This is a genomic window from Vibrio sp. 1159, assembly GCF_033340395.1.
Lineage (GTDB): Bacteria > Pseudomonadota > Gammaproteobacteria > Enterobacterales > Vibrionaceae > Vibrio > Vibrio alginolyticus.
The window spans coordinates 1-25868 of record NZ_JAWOWL010000042.1 but is presented as its reverse complement, the minus strand read 5'-3'; the positions used below and the strand labels follow the sequence as shown (position 1 = coordinate 25868).

The window sequence follows — 25868 nt, the reverse complement described above, 5'->3', positions numbered from 1 at the left end:
TATGGGTAATTGGATAATGCTTTGAGCTGCTTCCGTTATTTAGAACCGCAGCATCGCGATAGTTTGCCATTTGTGATTTATTGAGTGGTTAAACGGTCAATTTGGAAACTCGAAATGGTGATTCTCGACCACGCTTTAGCACAACAAATTGTTGATCGAACCATGTCCATCATTGGTCACAATGTGAATGTGATGAACTCGGCAGGCATCATCATTGGCAGTGGCGACCCTAAACGTGTTGGGCAAGTGCATGATGGCGCGGTACTGGCGCTGAATCATGGCGATTCGCTAGAGCTTAATGAGCAACAATGTTTGACGTTGCAGGGTGTCAAACCCGGTATCAATATGTTGTTGAAATTACATGGCGACGTGGTCGGTATTGTTGGCGTCACAGGCGAGCCGGAGAAAATCCGAGATTTTGCAAAACTGGTTAAAATGACCGCTGAACTGACAATCGAGCAAGCCGCGCTGGTGGAAAAATTTCAGTGGGACAGACGTCATCGCGAAGAGTTTATTCTGGCTTGGATCAATGGGAAATTGACCGATGAAGAGCTGAAAGATTGGGCGATGCGTCTTTCTATCGATGTTACTCAACCACGGGTGGCAACGGTGATTGAAGTCTCGACGCCGTCCGCCTCGAAAAGCATGAAGAGTGTGCGCAATATTGTTGAGCTGCTTGAATACCCAGAGCGTAACAACCTAGTTGCGATTGTCTCGGTGAATGAAATTGTGGTGTTGAAACCGTGTCATTCCGCCAAGCAGTGGGATAGCCAAGTTGAAAGTGAGCGCATTGATAAGTTGATGTCGCGTTTAAGCGATCACGATTCGCATACGTTTCACATTGCGCTAGGACAGTTGTTTAATGAGCCTAAAGATGTCGCGTTGTCATACCAAAGCGCGAAGCAGGTATTAGCCATTGGCAAGCAGTTCTACCCAGAGAAACGTAAGTACCTGTTCGATGAACTTCGTTTGCCTGTTTTGTTAGCGCCGTTGGCGGATATTTGGCAAGGTGAACAAATTATTGATGGCGTGAAACGGTTGAAAGAGAAAGACAAATCTGGGCAATTATTGAAAACCCTAGATGCACTGTTTGAATGCAATGGCAATGTAACAGAATGCTCTAAAATGCTGTTTATTCACCGGAACACTCTGCGCTATCGGTTAGAGAAAATCACCGAGATAACAGGGCTACCAACAACCAATTTTGTGGGGTTAGCGGAGCTTTATATTGCGACTCGGCTCTCAAAAATGTCGTGATGTTGTGCATTTGCACAATACGCGTTATTTTTTGACCACATCATTTGTCACTCCGCCTAAAGGAATTCGAAAGCAAACGATTAATAATTCATGCGTCCCTACATGTTGAGTGAGCCAACACGGACTCGCTCAGCAAAATAAGAATAAATGGAGTTATCATGAACCTTATATTAATCCTGCTCGGGGTGATCGCATTTATTGTGCTCACGACCACCAAATTCAAATTACATCCCTTTTTAGCGCTGATCATCGCGGCGTTCCTTGCGGCATTTGCTTACGGCTTACCGGCAGATAGCATTGCCAAAACCATTGCTTCTGGCTTTGGCGGCATCCTTGGTTACATTGGTTTGGTTATCGTTTTAGGTACCATCATTGGTGTTATTTTGGAAAAAAGTGGTGCGGCGATCACCATGGCCGATACGGTCATCAAAGTGTTGGGTGAGCGTTTCCCAACATTGACCATGAGCATCATCGGTTACATCGTTTCTGTTCCAGTATTTTGTGATTCAGGCTTTGTCATTCTGAACTCGCTCAAAGAATCACTCGCTAAGCGTTTAAAAACCTCAAGCGTTGCGATGAGTGTGGCGTTGGCAACTGGCCTATACGCAACGCACACGTTTGTGCCGCCAACTCCTGGCCCGATTGCCGCTGCGGGTAACTTAGGCCTGGAATCTAACCTTGGTTTAGTGATTGGTGTGGGTGTGTTTGTTGCAGCGGTTGCGGCGTTAGCGGGTATGTTGTGGGCGAACCGATTCCAACATGTTGAACCAGATGGCATTGAAGCCGTAGAAGAAATTCAGCAAGACTGGCAAGCACTCAAAGCGTCTTACGGCAAATTGCCAACGGCGAGCCAAGCATTCGCTCCTATTTTTGTTCCTATCTTATTGATCTGTTTTGGCTCTATCGCGAAATTCCCAAGCCTACCGCTGGGCGAAGGTTTTGTGTTTGATGTTCTGACTTTCTTAGGACAGCCACTAACGGCATTGGTGATTGGCCTGTTCCTTTCTGTTTGCCTACTCAAGTCAGACAACAAGATTGAAGAATTTGGCGAGCGAATCAGCCAAGGTATTACGGCTGCTGCGCCTATTCTTTTGATTACCGGTGCGGGTGGTGCATTTGGCGCGGTATTAAAAGCAACGCCGCTAGGTGAATACTTGGGTACGACGCTATCGGCGCTGGGCGTGGGTATTTTCATGCCATTTATCGTTGCGGCTGCGCTAAAATCGGCGCAAGGTTCGTCAACGGTTGCACTAGTGACCACATCGGCTTTGGTTGCGCCTATGCTTACGCAATTGGGGCTAGATTCAGAAATGGGCCGCGTATTAACGGTGATGGCGATCGGTGCAGGTGCGATGACGGTTTCTCATGCAAACGACAGCTTCTTCTGGGTAGTTTCGCAGTTTAGCCGCATGTCAGTGGGCTTAGCGTACCGCGCGCAAACCATGGCTACGCTCGTTCAAGGTGTCACGGCAATGGCATTGGTGTACATTTTGAGTCTCGTTCTCTTATAAGTCTCTGGAAATACGTATGAAAGTGGTAATTGCACCTGATTCATTTAAAGAAAGCTTAACCGCCAAACAAGTGAGCGAGGCGATCAAAACGGGTCTTGCTCGCGTATGGCATGATGCCGAGTTTGTTACGGTTCCGGTCGCAGACGGTGGCGAAGGCACGGTTCAATCTTTGATAGATGCAACTCAAGGCGAACAAGTCTTCACAACAGTGACTGCGCCATTAGGGAATGATGTTGAAGCGTTTTATGGCATCCTCGGCGACGGCGAAACTGCGGTTATTGAAATGGCGGAGGCCAGTGGGCTACACCTTGTGCCGAGTGACGCTCGCGACCCAAAACTGACCAGTAGCATTGGTACCGGACAGCTGATCAAACACGCGCTAGACAGAGGCATTCAACGTTTAATCATTGGTTTGGGCGGCAGCGCTACCAATGATGGTGGCGTGGGCATGTTGACCGCGTTGGGGGTGGCGTTTCTTGATGAATCTGGTCATGCAATTACCCCAAATGGAGGCGGGTTAGCGGCGCTTGCGTCCATCGATATTTCTGGTCTTGACCCTCGTTTAGCAACTTGCGAAGTGTTGGTAGCGTGCGATGTTGATAACCCACTCTGTGGTGACAAAGGCGCGTCGGCTATCTTTGGCCCTCAAAAGGGAGCGACGGTATCAGACGTCACTCTGCTCGATAACGCATTGCGCAAGTTTGGCGAGTTGACGGAACAAGCGACGGGTAAGCATGTACTGACTCGTGAAGGGGCGGGTGCTGCTGGTGGTATGGGCGCGGCCTTGCTCGGGTACACGCCAGCACGTTTGCAACCAGGAATTGAGATTGTGCTTGAAACGGTCAAACTTGCTCAGCATGTTGAGGATGCGGATATCGTATTTACAGGCGAGGGTCGAATCGATCATCAAACCGCACATGGCAAAACGCCGATGGGCGTTGCTCAGGTGGCTAAGCAGTGTAATTTACCAGTCATTGCATTAGCAGGCTGTGTGGGCGACAACTATCAGGCGGTTTATGAGTGCGGCATTGATGCGGTGTTTGCTTGTGTACCAAGGGCGATGAGCTTACCTGAGGCCATGAAAGAGGCCGACGTCAACGTTGCTAATTTAGCCGAAAACGTCGCGAGAATGTGGCAAATTAAGTCGCACTGAGGGCGATAACGATACGAGAAAACTCCACCTTTGCGTGGAGTTTTTTGTTGTTACCTGTTTGCGTGTGTGGGCATAAGTTCATTTATTAAGAGCGAGTTAACAGACATGCTTTGCTATCAATTTTGCCAGTGTTTGCATCGCGTGACTCCAATCGGTTTCATGACCAAAGTTTGCCACGCTGAGGCGTACGCAATGCCGATATTGCCCTTGAGTGCCAAATACGGTGCCGGGAAGTAGGCTGATTCTGTGCTTATTGCACGCTTGATACAACGCATAACTGTCCGTGTCTTCGGGCAGGCGCAACCAAAGCAAGAACGAGCCTTGCACGGCGTTGATCTGGTATCGATTTTTTAGAGATTCGTATTCATCCAAGTATTGATGAAGCATCTGGATAAATCGGCGCATGTTGTTTTGATAAACCCGACCCATTCGCGCAGTATGCGTTCGATACTTGCCTGACGTTAGAAACGTTGCCACGGCAGACTGCATCAGGTTCAAACTGCCCATGTTCTCACACAGTAGATATTGCTCAATTTGATCTCGATATCTCCCCGCCAGCATCCAACCAATTCTCAAACGCGAATCGAGTGTTTTGGATAACGAATTTACGTAAATCACGCGTTGCTTGTCATCGAGCAAGCTCAAGCTTGGCAACGGCTTATCATAACTTAACCCGCCAAACACATCGTCTTCGATAATAGGAACATTGCCGGACGCCAAGAGCAATTGTTGACGCTTTTCTAGCGGCATCATAGCACCAGTAGGGTTGGTGAAGTTTGGTGTTACGATGATCGCTTTTATGTCCCATGTCGCCATTGCTTTTGCTAAGGCTTCGGGGCACATACCGTCTCGTGGGCAACTCGGGATCTCCACCACTTTGAGGCCGAGTGATTCGAGCATCAATAAGTTGCCAAAATAACAAGGAGACTCCACCGCGACGATATCGCCTTTTTGTGTCGTTGCGCGCAGCGCTAGGCTTATTGCTTGTTGCGCGCCGTGCGTCACCATGATTTCATCCAATTTGGCTGGCGTGCCCAAATCTTGCGTGATTTTCGCCAGTTGTTTAATTAAGAGGTGATCACCGGGTGGCAACTGGTAATGGCTCGGTACATGCGTTTGCTGGCGGCTGTGACGGCCAATCTCGGCGTACAAGCTTTTGATCGCGGGGGAATCAATGTTTGGGTGGGCAGAGCCAGCGGGCAAACGCTCTTGGTATTCAGGGTACGTGAGGATTTCTTTACAGATCGAGAGCAAATCCACACGAGTCGGATCCGGAATTGAGCGAGAGGTCGGCAAGGCGATTTTCACTCGATAACCCGATTTGGGAACCGAGTACACCAAGTTTTGCGCTTCCAGCTCTTGATATGCACGAATCACGGTGTTTTTGCTGACGTTTAACTCTTGGCTCAATGAGCGAATGGAGGGCAGTCGATCATCCGCTTGATAAACGCCACCATTGATGGCTTGTTTGAGGTGTTTTTCCACCACGAGGTACTTATTCCCTTCACCGCTTCCCAATAAATCTGTACCCATAAAAACACTTCCATCTGTCACTTTTTGAAAACACTGTACCTAATTACATTAGCAGCATCTCAAAACATAAAACAAGCGTGAGTGAGGCGAACATGTTAATCCGAGCCATCCCTTTTGTATTTGTCATCCTTTGGGCTTCTGGATTTGTTGGTGCGCGTTTTGGTTTGCAATATGCCGAGCCAGCGACACTACTTTCTATCCGTATGGCATTCAATGTCTTACTGTTTTTGGTTCTTGTGGCGGTATTGCGTAGAAGGTTGCCGACAGGAAAAGATTTTTGGCACAGCTGCGTGGTTGGGGCGTTAATCCACGGTTTCTATCTGGGCGGTACTTATTTCGCTATCGCTTTGGGTATGCCTGCGGGGTTGAGTTCGTTGCTGGTGGGCATTCAGCCGATTTTAACCGCGGCTTTGCTGGTGGCGTTTGTTCGTGAGGAATTTAAACCCTCGCAATGGCTGGGTTTGGCTCTTGGTTTTGTCGGTATCGCTATGGTGTTGATGGGCAAAATGGAGTGGCAATCCGAGCAGCACAAAGTGTTGGCCATTGGTTTGTGTTTATTGGCTTTGGTTGGTATCACGCTAGGGACGCTGTATCAGAAAAAACATTGCCAACAAGTGGATATGGTTGGTGGTGCGACAGTGCAATATTTAGCCGCGCTCATCATGTTTCTGCCTGTTGCGATGCAGTTTGAAACCATGCAAGTGCAATGGGAACTGGAGTTTATTTTGACCGTGTTGTGGTTGGTCGTCGTGCTCTCTTGTGTGGCGATTCTATTGTTGCTGTACATGGTGAGAAATGGGGCGTCTTCGAGTGTGGCGTCTGTGTTTTACCTAGTGCCGCCAACGACGGCGATTCAAGCTTGGCTCGCGTTTGGAGAGTCGTTTGATTGGATGGGCATTTCTGGCTTTGTCCTAGCAGCTACGGCGGTGTATTTGGTGGTTAAAAAACCAGATCTGACGATAAAAAAGGCTATCAAAACGGAATATACCTAAATTAGGTAGGGACATTCACGTGCCAGTGAGTACAATTCTGCCTCATCTTAATCCGTGGAGCAGAGTGATGACGGCAAAGCCAGACCGAATGACCGCGATGCGTAATATCATCGACCAAGTAAAAGCTGAACTACCGATTTACGAACCGGAAACCTTTGTGTGTGGGCCGGAAGGGCAGTGCATCGGTTGTCCGAAGAAGTTACTGGAAATGGTGGATTCAGAGCTGAGCTATTGGGAATCGGCTATGGAGCGCGGCATTGTTCCGCAATTCGATGAGATTCGTCGTTTTGGCAAAATGTGCACGAATGTTCGTCGTGGTCTGGTGCGAAATAATGTGCCTTTACTCAATAGCTAGAGAGTGAAAACCGTCTAATATCTGATACATAGCGTCGTTTTGTTGCACTGCTCTTTGGCTACTGTTCTCAAGTTTGAGTGGTGTTTGTCTCTTCTTACCCCTTGGGCCTTTAATCGTAAGAAATTGGCGATATATTGGCTCGGTCTCACATGGATGTGGGGCTATTGTCTTGGGCTAGTTGAGATAGGAAACGTGAAATCAAAGGGATTTACGCTGATGGAAATCACCATAGTGCTCACCACTTTGGCTTTCATCGCATTAGCTGCTTTACCAGTACTACTCGATATTCATCGCCAAGCATACGCTGCGATGCTGCACAGTTCTCAGTCTTCTTTAGGTACGGCTCTCAAATTCTTCCATGCTCAATCTGTGATTGATAACGCTTACGACCAAGAGCACGTTCACTACATTGACCGACAAGTCAAAACACGCAAAGGCATGCCAGAAGCCAGCGCCGACAGTATTCGTGCTTTATTAGAAATAGACCTGCCTGCCAGAGGCTACTCGAAAATTGACGTGCCGTGCAAAGGCAGTGATTTTTGCATCATCGGTCAGCAGCACCCAAACAGCGCTCATTTTGTCGCGATTCCTGATTATCAGTTCTTAGATAAATCGGGCGTTGATCGCGTGGTGTACATTTGGCCGCAAGGTTACACACTGGCAGAAGAGGCATGCTATTTCTACTATGTGAATCAAGCCTCTAACGATTCAATTGTTCGAGGGTATGTGACGCAAGGGTGTTAATCCCGAATAAGTGTTGCGAACAACGGTTATCGTGACTCTACAAATCGGGGTTTTTCGAAGGGCTTTGCGCTTTATACAATACCATTTTTTGACTCATCAAGACTTTACCATTTGGCAAGGTCACTTCCCCAAGTTCCCCCTGATGTTCAAATCCAAACCGTTCATACAAAGCAATCGCTGGTGTGTTGGTTGTGTATACGTAGAGTGCGATTTGGTCGTAACCAAATTCCCAACCACGTGCGATCGCGACTGCCAATAGTTTCCGCCCCAATCCTTTGCCTCGGTAGTTTTTGTCGATGTGAATACCAAGAATACCGACGCGAAGGCGTTGCCCTCTTTCGTAACCGCACATCTCAGCTGGGTAGATTTCAACACTACCGATAAGTTTTTGGCGGTCAAACGCGACAAACTGAGGGATGGACTCGTTTTCCACACGTTGCAGGATTCTGCGAAGCGTTGCGTTATCGGGTGCGGGAGAAATCAAAAATTCCCCTTCGGAGTACACTCGATTCCACAGCGCGGTGAAGCGCGCGATATCGCTCACCTTGATGGATCTGATTTGCATTCATCTTCCTTGATTAGTGCAGGTTAGTAACGGTTAGGGGATAAGCTCAGATAAACAACGAATTTGGTTAGGAATGGCTTCGGCTGGTGCATCAGCGCCCGTTGGGTTAAACCAAATTGTGTTTACGCCCGCTTTCATCGCAGGGTAAATATCTTTGTGAGGTAAATCGCCAACCATGGTTATTCCACTCACGTTAACCCCTAACTGTTTTGCGATGGCGAGATAAAACTCAGGTAGGTTTTTAGCGATACCGAGGTTGGCAAAACAAAAATAGCCATTTAAGTATTGGTCTAAGTCGACGCGAACAAATGCACGCTGAACCTCTTCCATGTTGGAATCAGATGCACTGGTCGCAATGTAGATGGGATGATTTTGGGAAAGTATTGCCAGTGTTTCTCTGGCTTGAGGAACAGCTTCTACGTGTTCCCAATCGCACATTTTTCCTTGTGCGTGAGGGAAATCTACCATCAAGGTGTTCCCCCAATCGAAAAGATAAATCATGTTCGAATCTCCTTATCCGCACATCATATCGTCTTTTTCTAAAATCAGGGGGGTAAATTGCATCGATAAATGCGATTTAGGTGGGTTTAGTCGTGAAAAGCGCTTAATTGTCGTTATCGTTACAAATGTTTCAGCATAATGCGTGAGTTAGTTTTAAAACCTTGATTATCGTAAAAGCGCTGTGCTGGCTGATTGAATTCCATCACTTCCAATCGAATTTGTGTGGCATTGGCGTCGCGCGCCCATTGCTCACAGGCTAGGAGCAGTTGGCGGCCGATTCCTTGCTGCTTTTGCGCTTCATCGACAACAATTGTTCCCACGCGACAAATTGGGTCTTTGATCAGAAAACTGACGGTGTCGTTTTGGGTGATCATCGCGGTTAAGAAGCCGAGAATTTGCTGTTCGCGTTCGGCAATCAAAAAGAGTCGCTCTTTGTTCTCTAGTGCTTGTGCAAGAAATTCACGGTCAGCTTCTGATGGCGCAACAAAGGCTTCTGGCGCATTCGCAAAATGCAGTGAATTAATTTGAAAATTAAGCTGAAAAATTTCGTCTAAATCATCGGGAATCGCTTGTCGGATATGGACTTGCATTCTATCTGCCCCCTGCAATATCGATAAATGATCCTGTGATATAAGAGGCTTCGTCACTTAATAGCCAAGCGATCGCATTTGCCACTTCTTCTACCGTGCCACCGCGTTTAAGAGGAATTTGAGGGCTGAGTCTATCTACTCGGTTTGGTTCTCCGCCGTCGGCATGCATATCAGTGTAAATGAAACCAGGTCGAACGCCATTGACGCGAATATTGCGCTCTGCCAACTCTAGCGAGAGCCCTTTAGTTAAGGTATCCATCGCGCCTTTTGATGTGGCGTAATCGACATACTCAAATGGCGCGCCTGAGCGCGACGCTCCAGAGGAGACATTCACAATTGCACCGCCTGCACTGAATCGCCTCGCCGCTTCTCGACAGCAGAGAAAACAGCTATTCACATTGGTGTTCATTACTTTCTGAAAGCGTTCCAAGCTGATTTCTGACAAAGGCGATTGAGTAAATAGGATGCCAACGTTGTTGACCAAGTGCGTCACTGCACCAAATTCACGTTCTGTTTCATCAAACAAGGAGAGCACTTGCTTCTCATCGGCTACGTCTGCGGCGATGGCAATCGCTTTTCCACCGTTTGCTTGTATTTCTGCCACAACTTGGTCGGCGGCCTCTTGCTGAGTGCGGTAATTAACGCAAACGCGATAGCCTTGCTCGGCCAGCTTTTTTGCCGCTGCGGCTCCAATGCCTCGGCTTGCGCCGGTAATGATGACTACTTTATTCAAAATACGTCCTTATTTATGTAGTGAGTAGATTTTATCGGCGTAGGGTTTGCCACCAATTTGGTATGCGTCTGGAATGACCTCAATGAGTTCGAAACCACATTTTATCAGGACACGCTCTGATGCAATATTGCCTTCAGTGACCGTCGCGGAAAAGTGGTTGATGTTATGTGTCGAGGTTGCCCAGTATAGAAGCGCTTGAAGAGTTTCTGTTCCAAACTGTTGGCCATGAAATTCCGGCAAAAGTAAGTAACCTACCTCTGCCTTACCGTTTTCAATAGCAAAGCCAGTGATGCCGATGGGTTGCTCAGATTGCTTATCGAGTATTACAAGGCAAAGCCAATGCTGGCAATTTGGGGTCCATGGTAATAATCGCGAAGCAAATTTTTCTCTTATTTCTGTTTCGCTGGGACGATCGAAACAGAGTGCAATAACCTCTTGTTCGGAGAGTAATCGTTGAAAGAGTTCCCAGTCACTGGCTTTGATGGGTCTTAATTGGCTTCTGTGCGTCTCGATATAAACTGACATGCGTGTCCTTACTGCATCAATGTGGAGATTCAGTCTCTCATCCTCTTATCTGTTTAATCAAATAGTTGCATTCATAAAAGTGATTTATGTGGTGAATGGTTGGCTGGGTAATGGATTATTGCCATATATTCATCTTTGAGATGCAAATAACAAAATTTCATACTTGAGGCATACAGAGCAACACGGAAATGATGTGGATCAAGAGAGGACTACCCATAAAGTAGTAATTTGCGACCTATAATTACATTTTATTTGGAAGTGTTGCTAATTATGTCAATAAAAAAACGATATGTTGCACTGCTGGTTGCTGCCGGCATTGGTGTGGGCTGGTTAACTTTGGGGGGGAGTGCGGCAGTAATGCATTACACCTCAGATACTGAATTTTGTCTCTCGTGCCACTCTATGGAAACCCCTTACAAAGAGTACCAAGGCTCAGTGCACTTCAGTAATGCGAAAGGCATTCGCGCGGAATGTTCTGACTGTCATATTCCTCAAGAACCAATGGATTACCTGATCACCAAAATTCGCGCGTCGAAAGACATCTACCATGAATTTGTGACAGGTAAGATCGACACGCCAGAGAAATATGAAGCACATCGTAAAGATATGGCTGAAACGGTATGGGCTCAGTTCCGTGAAAATGATTCAGCGACGTGTCGTTCGTGTCATGATTTCGATGCAATGGAAGAGTTTGAGCAATCACGTGATGCGGCGAAGATGCACGCTTACGCGAAAGCAAACGCTCAAACGTGTATCGATTGTCATAAAGGTGTGGCGCACTTTGCACCAGAAGCAGAGCTAGACAGCAAGGCATTTGAAACGTTGATGAGCTTCACCACAAAAACATCACCTGGTGCCAAAGTCGTTTACCCTGTGACTGAAATCACAATGGGTGAGATGGGTAAAATTAACCCAACGACGAAGTTGGAAGTAATCAGCTCTGAAGGCGACAACCGCACTGTTAAGTTGAACGCATTCCAAATGAAAGGCGCAGAGCAAGTGCTTTACATGGGAGAAGGTCAACGTGCCATCGTTGCAACGCTAACAGAGCAAGGCCAACAAGCGCTTGAAACTGGTGAATTTGAGGCAGATGTTTACGGCAACGAATGGCGCGCGGTTTCTCTAACAGGTGCTATTGATTCTCCAGTTGTAGACACGCTTGAACCCGTATGGTCATACGCAGAAGAGTTGGACAACGTTTACTGTGCAACTTGTCACGCGAAAATTCCTTCAAATCACTTCACAGTGAATGCATGGGGACCGGTAGCGAAAAGTATGGGTGATCGAACTGATATTTCAGCCGAGAACCTAGAAATTCTAACCAAGTTCTTCCAGCACCACGCGAAAGATGTGGTTGGTCACTAACGATAAATAGAAGGATAAGATTATGACTAATATGACCCGTCGCGGATTTCTAAAAGGCACTGGTATGGCGGCTGGTGCAATGGCATTCACTTCATTTGCACCTATGTCTGTTGCGTCTTCAAACCAGCGTGGCAAGGGCATTTTGACAGCGGGCCGCATGGGCCCAATGCTGTGTGAAGTGCAAGACGGTAAGCTGGTTTCAACCACGAACGCATTGCCACAAACGGTACCAAACAGCCTACAAAGCACCGGTCCTGACCAAGTGCATACCAAGGCGCGTGTGAAGTACCCAGTGGTACGTAAAGGCTACTTGGCAAACCCATCGTCGCCAGAAGGTGTGCGCGGTAGTGATGAGTTTGTGCGTGTGTCTTGGGATGAGGCTTACAAGCTGATCCACGAACAGCACATGCGAATTCGCAAAGAATATGGCCCGGCTTCTGTGTTTGCAGGCTCTTACGGCTGGCGTTCAAGTGGCGTGCTGCACAAAGCACAAACCTTGCTGCAACGTTACATGAGCATGGCGGGTGGCTATTCAGGCCACTTGGGTGACTACTCAACGGGTGCTGCGCAGATCATCATGCCGCACGTTGTGGGCTCTATCGAAGTGTACGAGCAACAAACCACGTACCCAGTGGTATTAGAGCACAGCGATGTGGTTGTGCTTTGGGGCTTAAACCCAATCAACACTCTAAAAATCGCGTGGAGCTCAACAGACTGTGCTGGTCTTGAATTCTTCCATCAATTGAAAAAATCAGGCAAGACGGTTATTGCGATTGACCCAATTCGTTCTGAAACCATCGAGTTCTTTGGCGAGAATGCGGAGTGGATTGCTCCTCACCCAATGACCGACGTGGCAATGATGATGGGTATCGCACACACCTTGGTGAAACAAGGTAAGCACGATAAAGCCTTCCTCGATAAATACACCGCAGGTTACGACAAGTTTGAAGCGTACCTGATGGGCGAAGAAGACGGCGTAGAAAAATCAGCAGAATGGGCATCACAAATCTGTGGCGTACCTGCGAAGCAACTTGAGCTACTGGCTGACATCTTCAGTAAAAACCGCACCATGCTGATGGCGGGTTGGGGCATGCAGCGCCAACAATACGGTGAGCAGCGTCACTGGATGCTGGTTACACTGGCAACGATGTTGGGTCAGATCGGTTTACCGGGCGGTGGTTTTGGTTTCTCTTACCACTACTCAAACGGTGGTAACCCTGCTCGTGATGCTGGCGTACTTCCTGCGATTTCGGCATCGCTGGGTGGCGGCTCTTCTGCGGGGAACGACTGGGCGGTGTCTGGCGCGGTGCAAAGCTTCCCTGTGGCGCGTATTGTCGAGGCGTTGGAAAACCCAGGTCAATCCTACCATCATAACGGTCATGAACTGACGTTCCCGGACATCAAGATGATTTGGTGGGCAGGTGGTGCGAACTTTACTCACCACCAAGACACCAACCGTCTGATCAAAGCGTGGCAAAAGCCTGAGCTGATCGTGATTTCAGAGCCTTACTGGACGGCGGCTGCGAAGCACGCGGACATTGTTCTGCCAATCACCACATCGTTCGAGCGTAACGACTTAACGATGACGGGTGACTACAGTAACCAACACTTGGTGCCAATGAAGCAAGTGGTTGAGCCGCAAGGTGAAGCGCGTAATGACTTCGATGTATTCGCGGACATGGCCGAGATGCTAGCTCCGGGTGGCCGTGACGTATACACCGAAGGCAAAACTGAAATGGAATGGCTGTACGGCTTCTACAAGGCGGCGCAACAAGGTGGCCGTGGCTCTCGCGTAGCAATGCCGAACTTCAGCAAGTTCTGGGAAGATAACCAACTGATCGAGATGAAGTGGAACGAGAAGAACGCACAGTTTGTTCGTTACGCAGATTTCCGTGAAGACCCGATCATGAATCCACTCGGTACACCAAGTGGTAAGATCGAAATCTTCTCGAAAACCATTGAAGGTTATCAGTTGGAAGACTGTCCTCCACACCCAACGTGGATGGCACCAACCGAGTACACTGGCAATGCAAAAGACGGCGAGTTGCAGCTAATGACCGCGCACGCAGCGCATCGTCTACACAGCCAGTTTAACTACGCGAAGATTCGCGAAGAGTACGCAATTGCAAACCGTGAACCTATTTGGATTCACCCTGAAGATGCGAAAGCGCGTGGTATTAAAACGGGCGATTTAGTTCGTGCGTTTAACAACCGTGGCCAAGTATTGGTTGGTGCAGAAGTGACTGACCGAATCAAGCAAGGTTCAGTGTGTATTCATGAAGGCGGCTGGCCGGATCTGGATCCGAAAACCGGCATTTGTAAGAACGGCGGTTGTAACGTGTTAACGTTGGATATTCCGACCTCTCGACTTGCAAACGGCTGTGCGGCGAACTCGGCGCTGGTTCGTATTGAAAAATACACTGGCCCAGAATTAGAACTAACAGCGTTTGAACCACCAAGAAATGGTTAGAAAAAAGTAGCGTTTTAAAGCAAGAAGCCAGCGAATCGCTGGCTTCTTTTTTATCTAGTAATCGTTCACATTAGCGCGAAGCGAGAGAAACAAATGGCATCTGTTTCTTAATTTGAAATGTCGGGAGTAAAGTAAATACAATCGCGACAAACAAGACTGAGCCTATTAAATCTTCAGGGCGATGCATCCCCAGCCATAAGCGGCTATATGCGACGCTCATTCCCCACATCCATAATGACAGTGCAGAGATATAGCACTTGTTCTGTAAGAACAACCCGCCAAAGAAAGCCAAACAAATCGAAACGAAAATCGTATGGCCGGATGGGAAAGAATAGTCTTTCTCGCCTTGCCAATGGCGTGTTCGCCAATCACTGACGTGTTCAGAAATCTGGTTAATTACGTTGGCTTGCTGCTTTGTATCCAACTGATAAAACGCGTCTGGGTGCTCAATCAATTGTTCTGCTGCGAGCAATTCCGTGTAGGGACGCGGGCTTTCTGTCATCAGTTTTAGCCCCGTTTTGCTGGCAAAACCAATCACCAGTAACAACCCTAACATTGAGAGTTTTTGTATCCACTCAATGCGACTTGGTTTAAAGCGAAATAAAGAAAGCAGTAGCAGTGTTAACGTAATTAAAAAGCTTTTGCTACCAGCAGAATCTGTGAGCAAAGTAAAAGTAATACCCAGACTTTCCGGCACCTGTGAAGTGAGATTGTGATAAGAGCCAAACAGCGACATTGGGATGATGCCAAGAACAAACAAGGCGAGCATCATCAATCCATATTTTTTGGTTTTCATTGAGAGCGTTTTGTTTTTATTGAGGGTTATTCAACCACGTGAAAATAAGGGGCTTATCTTACGTTATCTGGCGTGAAAAACTTATCAACGCTCTGTCAATTCGAGCGTGAAAGTGACATTGCAGCTCTTCGTTGTGAAAGGAGAGGTTGTTGAAAGTACTGAAAGGCAAACGCGCTCATCCATAAGCGCTTTGTTCAGGCGTGAGCAAGGTTAGCTCATCAACCCTAATAAATATTCCGATGCGGCTTTTGGATCTTCTGCGTGGCAAATCGCTGAAACCAAAGCTAAGCCATGAACACCAGTGGCGCTGAGTTGCGGAATGTTACTTTCGTTAATGCCGCCAATGGCAACAATCGGCAGTGAAGTCGTCTCTAACGCCATCTTCAAGCCATCAATACCCCAGAACTTCTTGGTGTTGGTTTTGGTCGGCGTCGCGAAGATTGCGCTCAAGCCGATGTAATCAATCGGAAGAGAGTCCGCTTCTGCAAGCTGCTCTTCATTTTCGATGGATAAGCCGAGGATTTTGTTTGGTCCAATCAACTCACGAGCGATAGTTGCGGGCATGTCTGAATGCCCGAGGTGAACCCCATCGGCATCAACTGCCAGTGCAACATCAACGCGGTCATTGATGATCAAAGGCACATTGGTATCTTTAAGGATGTCTTTCACGGCTTGAGCACGTTCGATAAACGCACGCACATCGCCGTGTTTTTCGCGGACTTGTACCATGGTCACGCCACCTTCCACGGCTTTTCTCACAACACGCTTTAGTGTGGCTAAATCTTGTTGGTCATCGGTGACCAAATATAAACGATAGGCGTTCATTTTGTTTCCTTTGGGCCTCTCATCTACAGGGAGTGAGAGGCCGGTATTTGTTAGAGAAAGCTTAACTCACTTGGAGTTTTAGGCGTTTTGCCAGTGTTTCTTCATCCAGTTGGTAAAGCTCATCCAACAGGTTCATTTGCAGACTGCCTGGACCACGAGCTTGTTCCGCTGCAATCTCGCCAACAACACCTAGTACCGCTGCTGCTGCGAGACCAGTGTCATCACCAACGGCAGCAAAAGCGCCCGTTAGTGCCGTGAGCGTACAGCCCATTCCTGTTACGTATGGCATCATCTCGTGACCGTTGTTTAGCTGCACGGTTTGCCCTTTCGTGACGATGTAATCAGTCTCGCCAGAAATTACCACGCTTGCACCATACTCTGAGACTAAGAAGTTCGCTGCGCCAAGTGCTGCGTCGCTGCTGTCTAACGCATCGACGCCTTTGCTTTGTGCTTGTTCGCCAGCGAGACCGATGATTTCTGAGGCGTTACCACGAATGATCAACTTGTCGGCAAGGCGTGCGATCTCACGTGATGTCTCGGTACGTAGTGAGCTTGCTCCGCAACCGACAGGGTCGAGTACAACGATTTTACCGTTGGCATTGGCTTGCTCTACGGCATAGCTCATGCGCGGTGTCCAAACGCTGTCTAGGGTACCGATGTTGATAACCAGTGCGCCAGCGAACGACATCATCTCTGCCATCTCTTGTTTGGAGTGCGCCATGATTGGAGAAGCTCCGATGGCCAATAGTGCGTTTGCTGAGTTATTCATCACCACGTAGTTAGTGATGTTGACGACTAATGGCTTTTGCTGGCGTACTGCGGTTAATGCTTGGGTGATTTGTTCAATTAACATGAGACTCTCCGATTAATCTTACTGAGCGTTCAGACCTTGTTGCCAGAATGCCACTTCCATACGCGTTGCGGTTTTGAATACCTGAATCAGGTTTTGGCCACGCTGGCTATTGATGTCGATTTCCGCCAATAACTGGTTAAAGTGTTCTGTACCTTTTGCGACACCAGATTGGAACTCTTCACCACCGTAGAGTTTGATCCAACTTGCGTATGGGTTGCCTTCGATTACTGTCTTTTCATCTTCAATCAGCATCTTACCGATAACGGCATAACCGATAGAGCAAGGAGCAAGTGCTGCGTAAAGATCAACAAGATCGCCAGTCATGCCAGCATCTAATACGTAACGGGTATAAGCTACCGTGCCGAAGTCTTCTGGCTCATTTTCTAAGTCGGATTCCGTCAGTCCCCATTGCTCACAGTAAGTCACGTGATGGGCGATTTCAGAATCTAGCAATGCATGTACGCTTGGTAGGGCACGGCGCATGTCATCCAAAGTACGTGCTTTGTAGATCGCTAATGCGTAAGCTCGTGCGTACTGTTTTAGGAACAGAAAATCCTGCTTTAGGTAATGTAGAAAACAAGGCTGAGCCAGAGTGCCTTGCGCCAATTGCTGCACGAAAGCATGCTCAGTGTATTCTTGCCAATCTTGGTGGCAAGCGTCGATCAAATCTTGGTATTTCATTATGGGTATCTCGTTATCAAAAGACCCTAGGCTTAGATCCTAAGGTCAGTAGAATTAGTCAAAGCTCGGTACGTAATCTTTCGCTTTTGGCAGTGTTTCGATGATTTTTTGTGAATACATGAACCGCGCATAATCATCGTAGCGTTTCAGATCTACTGCAGATGGACGAAGAGCGAACCGAGTTAGCGTGTCATTCCAAGCGCGTTGGTTAAGCTCGTTGTTGAGGGTGTCTGGTGAGTAAGCGACAAACTCTTTCCAGGACTCTTTCGGATGGTTGACGATGTAAGTAGTCGCTTGCTCTAGTGCTTTGTTGAATGCCTTGATGGCTTCTTTGTCGTAGGTTTTTGCATTGGCTACGAAGACTAACTCGTCATACGCTGGTACTCCGTGTTCTTCAGGGAAGAAGGCCTTAGCTTTATAACCTTCTAGTGCCAGTTGGTTGGTTTCGAAGTTACGTAGACCGCCCCAAATCGCATCCACCTTTCCAGACGCAAGAGACGAAGACAGCGCCCAACCTACGTTGATGATTTGTACGTCAGAAAACTTCACGTTCTCTTGAGTTAGCATGGTGCCGATTGTCGCTTCTTCGTTGCCTGCGATCGCAATACCGATCTTCTTGCCTTTCAAGTCGCCAAGGTTTTCATTCTTACCGTTATCCAACACCATCAGAGTGTTGAGTGGCGTAGCAATCAAAGTCGCAGAGCGGATTAGTGGCAAACCAGCTGCGACATCGATAGTTAGGCTCGGTTGGTATGAAATCGCCATGTCGACCTTGCCAGCAGCGACCAACTTAGGTGGTGTACTTGGATCTGCTGGCTCTTGAATGTTGACCTTCAAACCTTGTTCTTTGAAGTAACCGCGCTCTTTGGCAATCACGATAGGACCATGGTTTGGATTGACGAACCAATCCAACATCAGTGTCATCTCTTTTTCAGCGGCAAGGACGTTGGTTGATACCACTGAAGCGAGTAGAGCAAGAGCAGCAGCGCTCATAAGTTTGTTTTTATTCACGGGGTTCTTCCTTTTCTTTCCCAATTTCCTTTGGTTATTTTCGGCAATTACTTGCTTTCCCAAGGGATGGCTTTTTTCAATAATTTATCGGTGATGAAGTAGAGTGCGATAGACAGCACGGCGAGGATAAACAGCGCCGCAAACATCTCATCAATGATCATGCGAGCGTTAGCTTGGAGCATCAGATAACCCAAGCCTTCACTTGAACCTACCCACTCACCGACCACTGCTCCAATTGGCGCAATAACGACGGCAACACGAATACCTGAGGCTAAAGTTGGTAGGGCGGCTGGCAATTGAATATGACGAAGTAGCTGCCATTTAGACGCGCCCATGGTCTTGGCAAGGTCGAGGTAACCTGTTGGCGTATTGCGCAAGCCGTCATAGCAACATGTCGTGACGGGGAAAAAGATGATGATCGCCGCCATGACTACTTTCGATGCAATGCCGTAACCCAGCCAAAGCATGAGCACTGGCGCGATAGCGAATACAGGGATCGCTTGGCTAGCAATCAGAATTGGCAGTAACCAACGCTTCAGCGGCTCGAACATCAGCATTTGCAATGCGAACAGCAAACCCATTGATAATCCAAGCGCCAAGCCAAGTAAAATCTCTTGCGCGGTAACCCAAGTATGTTTGAGCAGAACATCGTAACGAGTGACTAATCTATCCAGCACTTCAATTGGTGAAGGTAAGATGAAGCTTGGCATGTCGAATACCACAACAACCATCTGCCACAATCCCAAGATCACCGTTGTGCTGATAACTAAGCGTAGAGCCGGATGGGTCACGCGTTCTTTTTTACTAACGCGTGCCGAAACGGAGTTGTACTGAGTCATATCACTCATAGCCTTTCTCCAATTGATCCAAAATCGCTTGTTGAAGCGCGGCGCACTCTCCATCGAGAACTCGTGGTGGCTTGGAATCCGGAACAACCAAGTGCTGAGCTTGCGCAGGCGTACCTTGCAGTACATAGAGTTGGTGAGCTAATCGCACCGCTTCTTGTGGGTCGTGGGTAATAAGAACAACGGTCTTATCTTTCAGTAATTCGGCAGACAAGGTCTGCAACTTATGGCGAGTAACCGCGTCCAACGCAGAGAAAGGCTCATCCATCAGAACCAGAGGCTTGTCTTGCATCAGAGTGCGAGCAAGGGCAACACGTTGTCTCATGCCGCCAGAGAGCTGAGCTGGCTTAGCATCCGCGTAATCGGCGAGTCCCACTTGGCTTAGTAAAATCAGTGCACGTTGTCTATTTTTCTCTGGTGCTTGCTCTTGAGAAAATCGAGAACTGAGGCAGACGTTGTCTAACACATTCAACCACGGTAGCAATAAATCCTGCTGAGCCATGTAAGCGATACGGTCATGCAGTGCAGCGCCATCCGTTGTGATGAGTTCGCCATGCCAGTCAACTTGGTCATCCAGCAGGCCAGCTAAGTAACGCAATATTGTGGTTTTCCCGCAGCCACTTCGTCCGAGTAATACCGTCCATTTACCGACGGGAATGGTCATGTTCATTCCTGCTAAAGTCGGTGTTTGGCTATCTTTGTATCGCAGACTAGCATCGGAAAGCTGAATGCCAATCGCGTTAGCGAACATAAGTATGACCCGCAAAAAAGTGGTTCACAGGGCCATGGCCTTTACCTACATCCAATTCATCAGCGTGTGCGATAGCTTGGCTGATGTACTGCTTACCCAGGTGCACCGCTTTGTGTAGGTTGTTGCCTTGGCCAAGATAAGACGCGATAGCAGAAGACAGCGTGCAGCCTGTGCCATGAGTGTTTTTGGTTGGAAAGCGTTTAGCGCTGATTAACTCGGCACTGTCTTGCATGATAAGCAGATCGTTGCTGTTTTCATTTTCTTCAAGGTGACCGCCTTTGAGCAGAATAGCTTTGGCGCCAAGCGCACGAAGGTCGGTAATCATATCGTTCATTTCAGATTCTGATTGAGGCATTGGCTTACCCGTCAATGCTGCGCCTTCGGGTAGGTTAGGGGTAATGATGTCTGCGAGCGGAATCAATTCTTCTTTTAAAGTGCTGATTGCCGACTGTTCCAGTAATAGATCACCGCTAGTGGCCACCATTACAGGGTCAATCACGAGGTGTTTTGGCTGGTATTGCTTAATTTTGTCTGCAACGACTTTGATGATGTTGGAATCGGCCAGCATGCCCACTTTGACTGCAACGATGTTGAGGTCGGTAAATACTGCATCAAGTTGGCTCTCTACATGGTCGAGAGGAATGGGGAAAATCGCAGAAACGCCTTGGGTATTTTGCGAAGTAATCGCCGTGATTACCGAGCAAGCAAAACTGCCGGTTGCGGACATCGCTTTGATGTCGGCTTGAATACCTGCACCGCCACCACTGTCTGAGCCCGCGATGGTCAATACGATAGGGGTAGGCAAGGCTGGCGTGTGATGTGAATGAGGTTGTGATTGCTGCGTCATGGTCGCTCCTACTACAAGACGTATAGGAACTGACTTTGACCGTTGCAGATAGATCGATTTTTCGATCGCTATCGCTTACCTAAGAGGGGCGACGAAAGGCAAAGTGTGCATAGTTCCCTACGTCAGTGCTAACTGAATCAGGTTCAACGGGTCTCGAATTTCGATCTCAGCCAACACTTGTCGTGTGGCCCCCCGACTATTTCGTTCGGATGATAGCAGGACCATTGCGGAAGGGATACGTTTTTTGAGCGTAATTATAATGAGTATTCAATTATGCGAGGTGAGTGGTAAAGTAAGCACCTAAATGGTTTGCTGGGTGGAATTTACTAGTGCAACGCTCTGGTGAATGAGCAGAACCTGGAATATTTAATAAATAATCGTGGTCTCGTTAAGCAAGGATTAGCACAAAACAAGGTTAAAAAACTGTTAAAATTTAACGTGTTGCCAATTTAACTTTGTTGAACTTTTTCACAGTTAATTAGGAAGGCTAAGACGATCATCGAGCAAGGAGACTTCATGCTTAATTCTGTAACAGCGAAGTCAGTGATCGATCATGCGCTCTTTTTGGGGGCTGATTTCGCTGAACTATTCGTTGAACATCACCAAACCAACACTGTCCAGATCGCATCTGGTGAAGTGGATAAGGTTAACTCGGGTATCGATTTTGGTATCGGTATTCGTCTTTTTTTCGGTCATAAGGTGCTTTACGGTTACACCAACAGCACAGATGAAGCCGAACTAAAGCGCGTAACCTCGCTGCTTGCTGCAAAAGACAAGCGTGAGCAAATCGCGTCAGCGGGTTCTTTGAATTTGAACCGCTACCCAATCCAACATGGTTGCCGCATGCCACTAAGTAAGGATGCTAACCTAGATTCAAAAATCGCGTTTCTATTGAAAGTTGACCAAGCCGCACGTGCTGAGAGTGAGCATATCAGCCAGTTTATTGGCAGCGTGCTTCAGCGCGAACAGCAAGTGTCTATCTTCAATTCAGAAGGTCTACACGTTGACGATACTCGTCACTACATCCGAGTTGCTGGTAATACTGTCGCTCAAAAAGGTAATGAGCAGTCTTCTGGTATGGAAGGTCCTGGCGCTCTTGCTGGTTGGGAGTTCAGTGAACAGCTTGATGCGAAAGAGCTAGGTCAAACTATCGCGCAGCAAGCGTTGGTGAAACTTGGCGCCGATGCTTGTCCATCGGGTGAAATGCCAGTAGTGATTGGTAACGGCTTTGGCGGCGTAATCTTCCACGAAGCTTGTGGTCACTTACTCGAAACCACTTCGGTTGCTAAGAAAGCGTCCGTATTCCACGACAAGATGGGCGAAATGGTTGCTCATACCGCAGTGAATGCAGTCGATGATGGCACCATGACCAACGAATGGGGCTCGATTCATGTTGATGACGAAGGCATGAAGACTCAGCGCACTCAATTGATCAAAGACGGTAAGCTAACCAGCTTTATGGTCGATAAAATGGGTGGCATGAAGACAGGTTACGAACCTACGGGTTCTGGTCGTCGTCAAAACTACAAGTTTGCACCAACCTCGCGTATGCGTAACACCTTTATCGAAGAAGGCGAGCATTCACTTGATGACATGCTGGCAGGCATCGAGCGTGGTATCTATGCGAAGAAGATGGGCGGTGGCTCGGTTCAACCGGGTACGGGTGAGTTTAACTTTGCTGTTCGTGAAGCTTATCTCATTGAAAATGGCAAAATCACTAAGCCTCTAAAAACAGCAACGCTGATCAGCACGGGTCCAAAAGTGTTGAAAGAAATCAGCATGGTCGGCAAAGACATGGCGCTTGCGCCGGGCATGTGTGGTTCCGTGAGTGGTTCAGTGCCAACAACAGTCGGTCAGCCAACGCTGAAAGTCGATAACATTCTGGTAGGAGGCGGTAACTAATGAGCCAAGAACAACAACTTCTTAATGCGGTTGATTACGTCCTATCAGAAGCAAAACGCCAAGGTGCAGAAGCGGACGTCATTGTAAATCGTAACAGCAGCTTTTCTTTGAAAGCGAACCAAGGAAAGCTGGATGAGTACAAAGTAAGCTCAAGCCAAGTTCTGGGTGTTCGTGTTGTGAAAGATGCGCGCGTTGCAACAAGCTATTCTGAGTCTTTAGAGCAACCAAGCTTAGATTTGATGCTGACCAACGCACTGCAAAGCGCTCGTTTTTCCAAGCAAGATGAACATCAGACTATTAGCTGCGTGAACAGCCAAATCGCGACTGATGTTGCTGAGATTGCGCAAGAAGATACAACTTCTGTTGACGAAAAAATCGAACTGTCTCTCGCACTTGAGCAAGGTGTAGTAGCTCTGCCTCACGCCTCTAGCGCACCTTACAATGGTTACAGCGATGGCGAAACACAACTGATCATTGCCAATACTCAAGGCACATTGTGTCAACACTTCGAGCGCTCGTTCACTTGTTACGCGTATACCTTGTTTGAAAAAGACGGCAAACAGTCAATGGCGGGTAGAATGTCACTGGGTCGCCGTTTTGATGAGTTGAATCCAGCTTACTGTATCGAAGGTGGCTACAACCTTGCTCGCGATCTTCTTGAAGGCGCACCGGTTGCGACGGGTAACTACCCTGCTATCTTCCACATCAATGCGCTAGCAAGTTTATTCGGTGCTTTCGGCAGTGCTTTCTCTGGCGTAAGCGCGATGAAAGGTATTACGCCACTGGGTGATAAGCTTGGTCAACGTGTTGCGAGTGATTTGATTACCTTTACTGATACGGCTTACATGCCAAATGGTATGGCAATCGCAAGTTTTGATAGTGAAGGCTTTGCTACTCAAGACAATGTGATGATTGCTAATGGTGAGTTGAAAACCTTGTTACACAACAGCCAGACTGCAAGTTACTTGGGCGCAGTCTCGACAGCAAGTGCGGCTCGCGGTGCAAAATCAAGCTTAGATGTATCAGCAAATCACAAAGTGATTGCGACAGGTAACAGCAGTGCATCAGAAGTAAAAGCGGGTGAGTACCTAGAGTTAGTCGAACTTCAAGGTGTCCATTCTGGTGCGGATGCAGTGAGTGGTGATTTCTCATTTGGTGCGAGTGGCTTCTTGTGCCGTGATGGTGAGCGCGTTCAACCAGTGCGTGGTATCACTGTAGCGGGTAACTTCTACAAGATGCTGCAAGAAGTTGAGGCTGTGGGTGATACTCAGTTAATTAACGATAGCCGCACTTTCTTCTCGCCAGACGTTCGGTTTGCACGCTTGAGCATTGGTGGTAAGTAAACTTAGCATTCCTATAGAAACAAAAAGAGGACTCAATGGAGTCCTCTTTCTTTTATAGAGTGATTAACTCCCGAGAATTAAAATTCGCGAATGTCCAACTCATTGTGGATCAATACCACACACTGAGAAGCGAAAAGCATCTTAGGACCTAAGCTGATCTTCTCTGTGCCAAGGCGCTTCAAGCTGTTAAAAGACTTCTTCGGCATCGGAATATGGTCAGTTAGCAAGAAACATGGGTTTCCACCGATTTCTGCATCACGAACAAATTCACCTTTTTTATCCAACATATATAGTTGGTGATCTTCTGCCAGTTCTTGCACTAGGCGTTCAAAGCTGACTGTACGAACGGTGATACCAGGTTCGACTTCACGAAGCTGCTCTTTACCCATACCAACCGAAGCGTCTAAAGCGCGAGCCACCGCTGCAATCAAAGTTGACTCATGGAAGCCGCCAATGTTGGTTATGTCGTTGGAGCGAATGGTAATGGTACGTGAGAAATCTTTTGTGCTTTCTAAAACCAAGTGCACAACCACATCTTCGCGGTGCGATTGAGCAACGAACATAGTGTTCATCATGGTATGAGCAAGAATCTCTGTATGCGCTTCATTACCAACACCTTCTAACAGTGCTTTGCTGGTGGTTGGCGCCGCGCGAGCTCGTAAAACAAAAGAGCGCATGAATTTAGCCTCTATATAGGAAGAGTGAATGCGCGGAAGTATATACCCAAGCAGGGAAGGGATGCGAGTTTAATAGCAAATGTGAACTTACTTACAAAGCTTCGATTGTGGAGCTGGGTGTGCTGGCTAGAATAGGAGGCAACCCTGTTAGGAGTGGTATATGGAAATCAAACAGATAAATAAAGACATTTATAAAAAGAAAGTAAACCTTGTGATTGGCGGTTTTGTTGCGTTGCTCGCCATCTCCTCTCTTGCCTTTAGTACCTTGTTGATTGTTTTGTTTGGCAACACTGAAGTCGTACCAGAACAATCAACGGGCAATTTCCATTGGAATTTGATTGGTGTCGTTCTCGCAGTTGCAACTTCCCTCTCTTTATTGAATCAAATTAAAACTCGACCATACATGGAAGAAGTGCTGTACGTTTGGAAACTCAAGCAACTGCACAACAAAATCTTTCGTAAACTAAAAAGCATTAAAGCAGCCGCGAGCAATGACGATGTAAAAGCGCTCACTACGCTTAAGTTCTATTACACCACGCAACGCCAAGTGTTTGAGCTAGACAACAACACATTAACGATGAGCAGTGTAAATAAAGAACTAGAGGCTATCGAGCAAATCGAAGCGGCGCAATCACTGAGTCTCGATATCACAGGCTTTGAAGAGTCTTGGATAGACACATATTGATTGCCTATTTGCTACTTGAAGTTAACAACTGAGTGCTAAAAATAAGCGTTTGAGTGAGATTTAATCATTCGACGCTTTTTTTTGAATTTTTTCTGAAAAGGGGTTGCTAAGAAAAATCATCTCCCTATAATGCGCCTCCGTTGTCAGGGCAAAGCGGAAACGCAAAAGCGGTTGGCAAGAAGGCGAAAGAAAACTTCTAAAAATTAATTTAAAAAAGTGTTTGACACTGAAAATTAATTCCTTAGAATACGCCTCCGCTTCGATAGCAAAGCTTACGAAGCAAGCTCTTTAACAATATAGACCTATCAATCTGTGTGGGCACTCGTTGATGATAATCCAAATAGTTTCTTCGGAAACA

General features: G+C 47.4%; 25 protein-coding genes, 1 pseudogene and 1 riboswitch. Of the genes and pseudogenes, 11 read left to right on the top strand and 15 right to left on the bottom strand.

Annotated elements, in window-relative coordinates; translation table 11 throughout:
* The first annotated feature begins 114 nt into the window (after window positions 1-114).
* The 3 genes from R7127_RS22845 to R7127_RS22835 all read left to right on the top strand — a co-directional run bounded on the left by R7127_RS22845 (window position 115) and on the right by R7127_RS22835 (window position 3921).
* Entirely contained in the window at window positions 115-1257 is a 1143-nt protein-coding gene (locus R7127_RS22845) for a sugar diacid recognition domain-containing protein (protein ID WP_005374330.1), read from the top strand.
* 158 nt (window positions 1258-1415) lie between these two features.
* Window positions 1416-2768, top strand: a complete 1353-nt coding sequence (locus R7127_RS22840) for a GntP family permease (protein ID WP_005374327.1) — start codon at window positions 1416-1418, stop codon at window positions 2766-2768.
* A 16-nt stretch (window positions 2769-2784) separates the two neighbouring features.
* Window positions 2785-3921 carry a glycerate kinase gene (locus R7127_RS22835; protein WP_138939346.1) on the top strand — a complete coding sequence of 379 codons (1137 nt, stop codon included), beginning with the start codon at window positions 2785-2787 and terminating at the stop codon, window positions 3919-3921.
* Window positions 3922-4017: 96 nt separating this feature from the next.
* Here the strand turns inward: R7127_RS22835 and R7127_RS22830 are convergent, their stop codons facing one another.
* Window positions 4018-5454 carry a PLP-dependent aminotransferase family protein gene (locus tag R7127_RS22830; protein WP_172563680.1) on the bottom strand — a complete coding sequence of 479 codons (1437 nt, stop codon included), beginning with the start codon at window positions 5452-5454 and terminating at the stop codon, window positions 4018-4020.
* Between the two features lie 92 nt (window positions 5455-5546).
* On the opposite strand from R7127_RS22830, the gene R7127_RS22825 reads away from it, so the two are divergent.
* The 3 genes from R7127_RS22825 to R7127_RS22815 all read left to right on the top strand — a co-directional run bounded on the left by R7127_RS22825 (window position 5547) and on the right by R7127_RS22815 (window position 7545).
* Window positions 5547-6446, top strand: a complete 900-nt coding sequence (locus R7127_RS22825; RefSeq protein WP_025504708.1) for a DMT family transporter — start codon at window positions 5547-5549, stop codon at window positions 6444-6446.
* A 67-nt stretch (window positions 6447-6513) separates the two neighbouring features.
* Complete coding sequence (locus R7127_RS22820; protein WP_005459922.1) at window positions 6514-6801, top strand: hypothetical protein; 288 nt, start codon at window positions 6514-6516, stop codon at window positions 6799-6801.
* A 153-nt stretch (window positions 6802-6954) separates the two neighbouring features.
* The gene (locus R7127_RS22815; RefSeq protein ID WP_258516053.1) at window positions 6955-7545 is read left to right on the top strand and encodes a type II secretion system protein; all 591 of its coding nucleotides are present in this window, start codon (window positions 6955-6957) and stop codon (window positions 7543-7545) included.
* A gap of 37 nt (window positions 7546-7582) precedes the next feature.
* On the opposite strand, the gene R7127_RS22810 is transcribed toward R7127_RS22815, so the two are convergent.
* The 5 genes from R7127_RS22810 to R7127_RS22790 form a co-directional block, all read right to left on the bottom strand.
* Window positions 7583-8110, bottom strand: a complete 528-nt coding sequence (locus R7127_RS22810) for a GNAT family N-acetyltransferase (RefSeq protein ID WP_005374314.1) — start codon at window positions 8108-8110, stop codon at window positions 7583-7585.
* Between the two features lie 33 nt (window positions 8111-8143).
* Window positions 8144-8611: an HAD family hydrolase gene (locus tag R7127_RS22805; RefSeq protein WP_017821009.1), complete on the bottom strand. Its 468-nt coding sequence runs from the start codon at window positions 8609-8611 to the stop codon at window positions 8144-8146.
* A gap of 119 nt (window positions 8612-8730) precedes the next feature.
* Window positions 8731-9201, bottom strand: a complete 471-nt coding sequence (locus R7127_RS22800) for a GNAT family N-acetyltransferase (protein ID WP_025768770.1) — start codon at window positions 9199-9201, stop codon at window positions 8731-8733.
* A 1-nt stretch (window position 9202) separates the two neighbouring features.
* Entirely contained in the window at window positions 9203-9934 is a 732-nt protein-coding gene (locus tag R7127_RS22795; RefSeq protein WP_136976751.1) for a glucose 1-dehydrogenase, read from the bottom strand.
* A 9-nt stretch (window positions 9935-9943) separates the two neighbouring features.
* Window positions 9944-10459: a GNAT family N-acetyltransferase gene (locus R7127_RS22790; protein WP_005374306.1), complete on the bottom strand. Its 516-nt coding sequence runs from the start codon at window positions 10457-10459 to the stop codon at window positions 9944-9946.
* Between the two features lie 270 nt (window positions 10460-10729).
* On the opposite strand from R7127_RS22790, the gene R7127_RS22785 reads away from it, so the two are divergent.
* Together R7127_RS22785 and R7127_RS22780 are read left to right on the top strand one after the other, a co-directional pair.
* Window positions 10730-11824, top strand: coding sequence for a NapC/NirT family cytochrome c (locus tag R7127_RS22785; RefSeq protein WP_136976750.1), 1095 nt, complete (start codon window positions 10730-10732; stop codon window positions 11822-11824).
* Between the two features lie 22 nt (window positions 11825-11846).
* On the top strand, window positions 11847-14294 hold the full coding sequence (locus R7127_RS22780; RefSeq protein ID WP_136976749.1) for a trimethylamine-N-oxide reductase 2: 2448 nt from the start codon (window positions 11847-11849) through the stop codon (window positions 14292-14294).
* A gap of 70 nt (window positions 14295-14364) precedes the next feature.
* Here R7127_RS22780 and R7127_RS22775 read toward each other — a convergent pair whose 3' ends face one another.
* The 8 genes and pseudogenes from R7127_RS22775 to thiD form a co-directional block, all read right to left on the bottom strand.
* A complete protein-coding gene (locus R7127_RS22775; protein ID WP_258667052.1) occupies window positions 14365-15090 on the bottom strand; it encodes a phosphatase PAP2 family protein in 726 nt (241 codons plus the stop codon).
* Window positions 15091-15300: 210 nt separating this feature from the next.
* Window positions 15301-15915 (bottom strand): thiamine phosphate synthase, encoded by a 615-nt coding sequence (gene thiE, locus R7127_RS22770; RefSeq protein ID WP_053308058.1) that lies wholly within the window; start codon window positions 15913-15915, stop codon window positions 15301-15303.
* 61 nt (window positions 15916-15976) lie between these two features.
* On the bottom strand, window positions 15977-16768 hold the full coding sequence (thiM, locus tag R7127_RS22765; RefSeq protein ID WP_213915631.1) for a hydroxyethylthiazole kinase: 792 nt from the start codon (window positions 16766-16768) through the stop codon (window positions 15977-15979).
* Between the two features lie 18 nt (window positions 16769-16786).
* Window positions 16787-17449, bottom strand: a complete 663-nt coding sequence (tenA, locus tag R7127_RS22760) for a thiaminase II (protein WP_213873616.1) — start codon at window positions 17447-17449, stop codon at window positions 16787-16789.
* A gap of 54 nt (window positions 17450-17503) precedes the next feature.
* The gene (locus tag R7127_RS22755; protein ID WP_155484653.1) at window positions 17504-18460 is read right to left on the bottom strand and encodes an ABC transporter substrate-binding protein; all 957 of its coding nucleotides are present in this window, start codon (window positions 18458-18460) and stop codon (window positions 17504-17506) included.
* 47 nt (window positions 18461-18507) lie between these two features.
* Window positions 18508-19242 (bottom strand): annotated as a pseudogene (locus R7127_RS22750) (ABC transporter permease); the annotation flags it as partial.
* 58 nt (window positions 19243-19300) lie between these two features.
* The gene (locus R7127_RS22745) at window positions 19301-20056 is read right to left on the bottom strand and encodes an ABC transporter ATP-binding protein (RefSeq protein WP_262584793.1); all 756 of its coding nucleotides are present in this window, start codon (window positions 20054-20056) and stop codon (window positions 19301-19303) included.
* The gene (gene thiD, locus R7127_RS22740) at window positions 20046-20903 is read right to left on the bottom strand and encodes a bifunctional hydroxymethylpyrimidine kinase/phosphomethylpyrimidine kinase (RefSeq protein ID WP_005383329.1); all 858 of its coding nucleotides are present in this window, start codon (window positions 20901-20903) and stop codon (window positions 20046-20048) included. Before thiD ends, R7127_RS22745 begins: the two co-directional genes overlap by 11 nt.
* 97 nt (window positions 20904-21000) lie before the next feature.
* Window positions 21001-21108, bottom strand: a riboswitch (TPP riboswitch).
* A 311-nt stretch (window positions 21109-21419) separates the two neighbouring features.
* On the opposite strand from thiD, the gene R7127_RS22735 reads away from it, so the two are divergent.
* Together R7127_RS22735 and R7127_RS22730 are read left to right on the top strand one after the other, a co-directional pair.
* Window positions 21420-22805 carry a TldD/PmbA family protein gene (locus R7127_RS22735; RefSeq protein ID WP_031780818.1) on the top strand — a complete coding sequence of 462 codons (1386 nt, stop codon included), beginning with the start codon at window positions 21420-21422 and terminating at the stop codon, window positions 22803-22805.
* Complete coding sequence (locus R7127_RS22730; RefSeq protein WP_053304013.1) at window positions 22805-24148, top strand: TldD/PmbA family protein; 1344 nt, start codon at window positions 22805-22807, stop codon at window positions 24146-24148. The genes R7127_RS22735 and R7127_RS22730 overlap by 1 nt, the downstream gene beginning before the upstream one ends.
* 77 nt (window positions 24149-24225) lie before the next feature.
* Here the strand turns inward: R7127_RS22730 and trmY are convergent, their stop codons facing one another.
* Window positions 24226-24825 (bottom strand): tRNA (pseudouridine(54)-N(1))-methyltransferase TrmY, encoded by a 600-nt coding sequence (gene trmY, locus R7127_RS22725; protein WP_005374282.1) that lies wholly within the window; start codon window positions 24823-24825, stop codon window positions 24226-24228.
* Window positions 24826-24985: 160 nt separating this feature from the next.
* Between trmY and R7127_RS22720 the strand changes: the two genes are divergently transcribed.
* Complete coding sequence (locus R7127_RS22720; RefSeq protein ID WP_172563683.1) at window positions 24986-25510, top strand: DUF3087 domain-containing protein; 525 nt, start codon at window positions 24986-24988, stop codon at window positions 25508-25510.
* Window positions 25511-25868 lie beyond the last annotated feature (358 nt).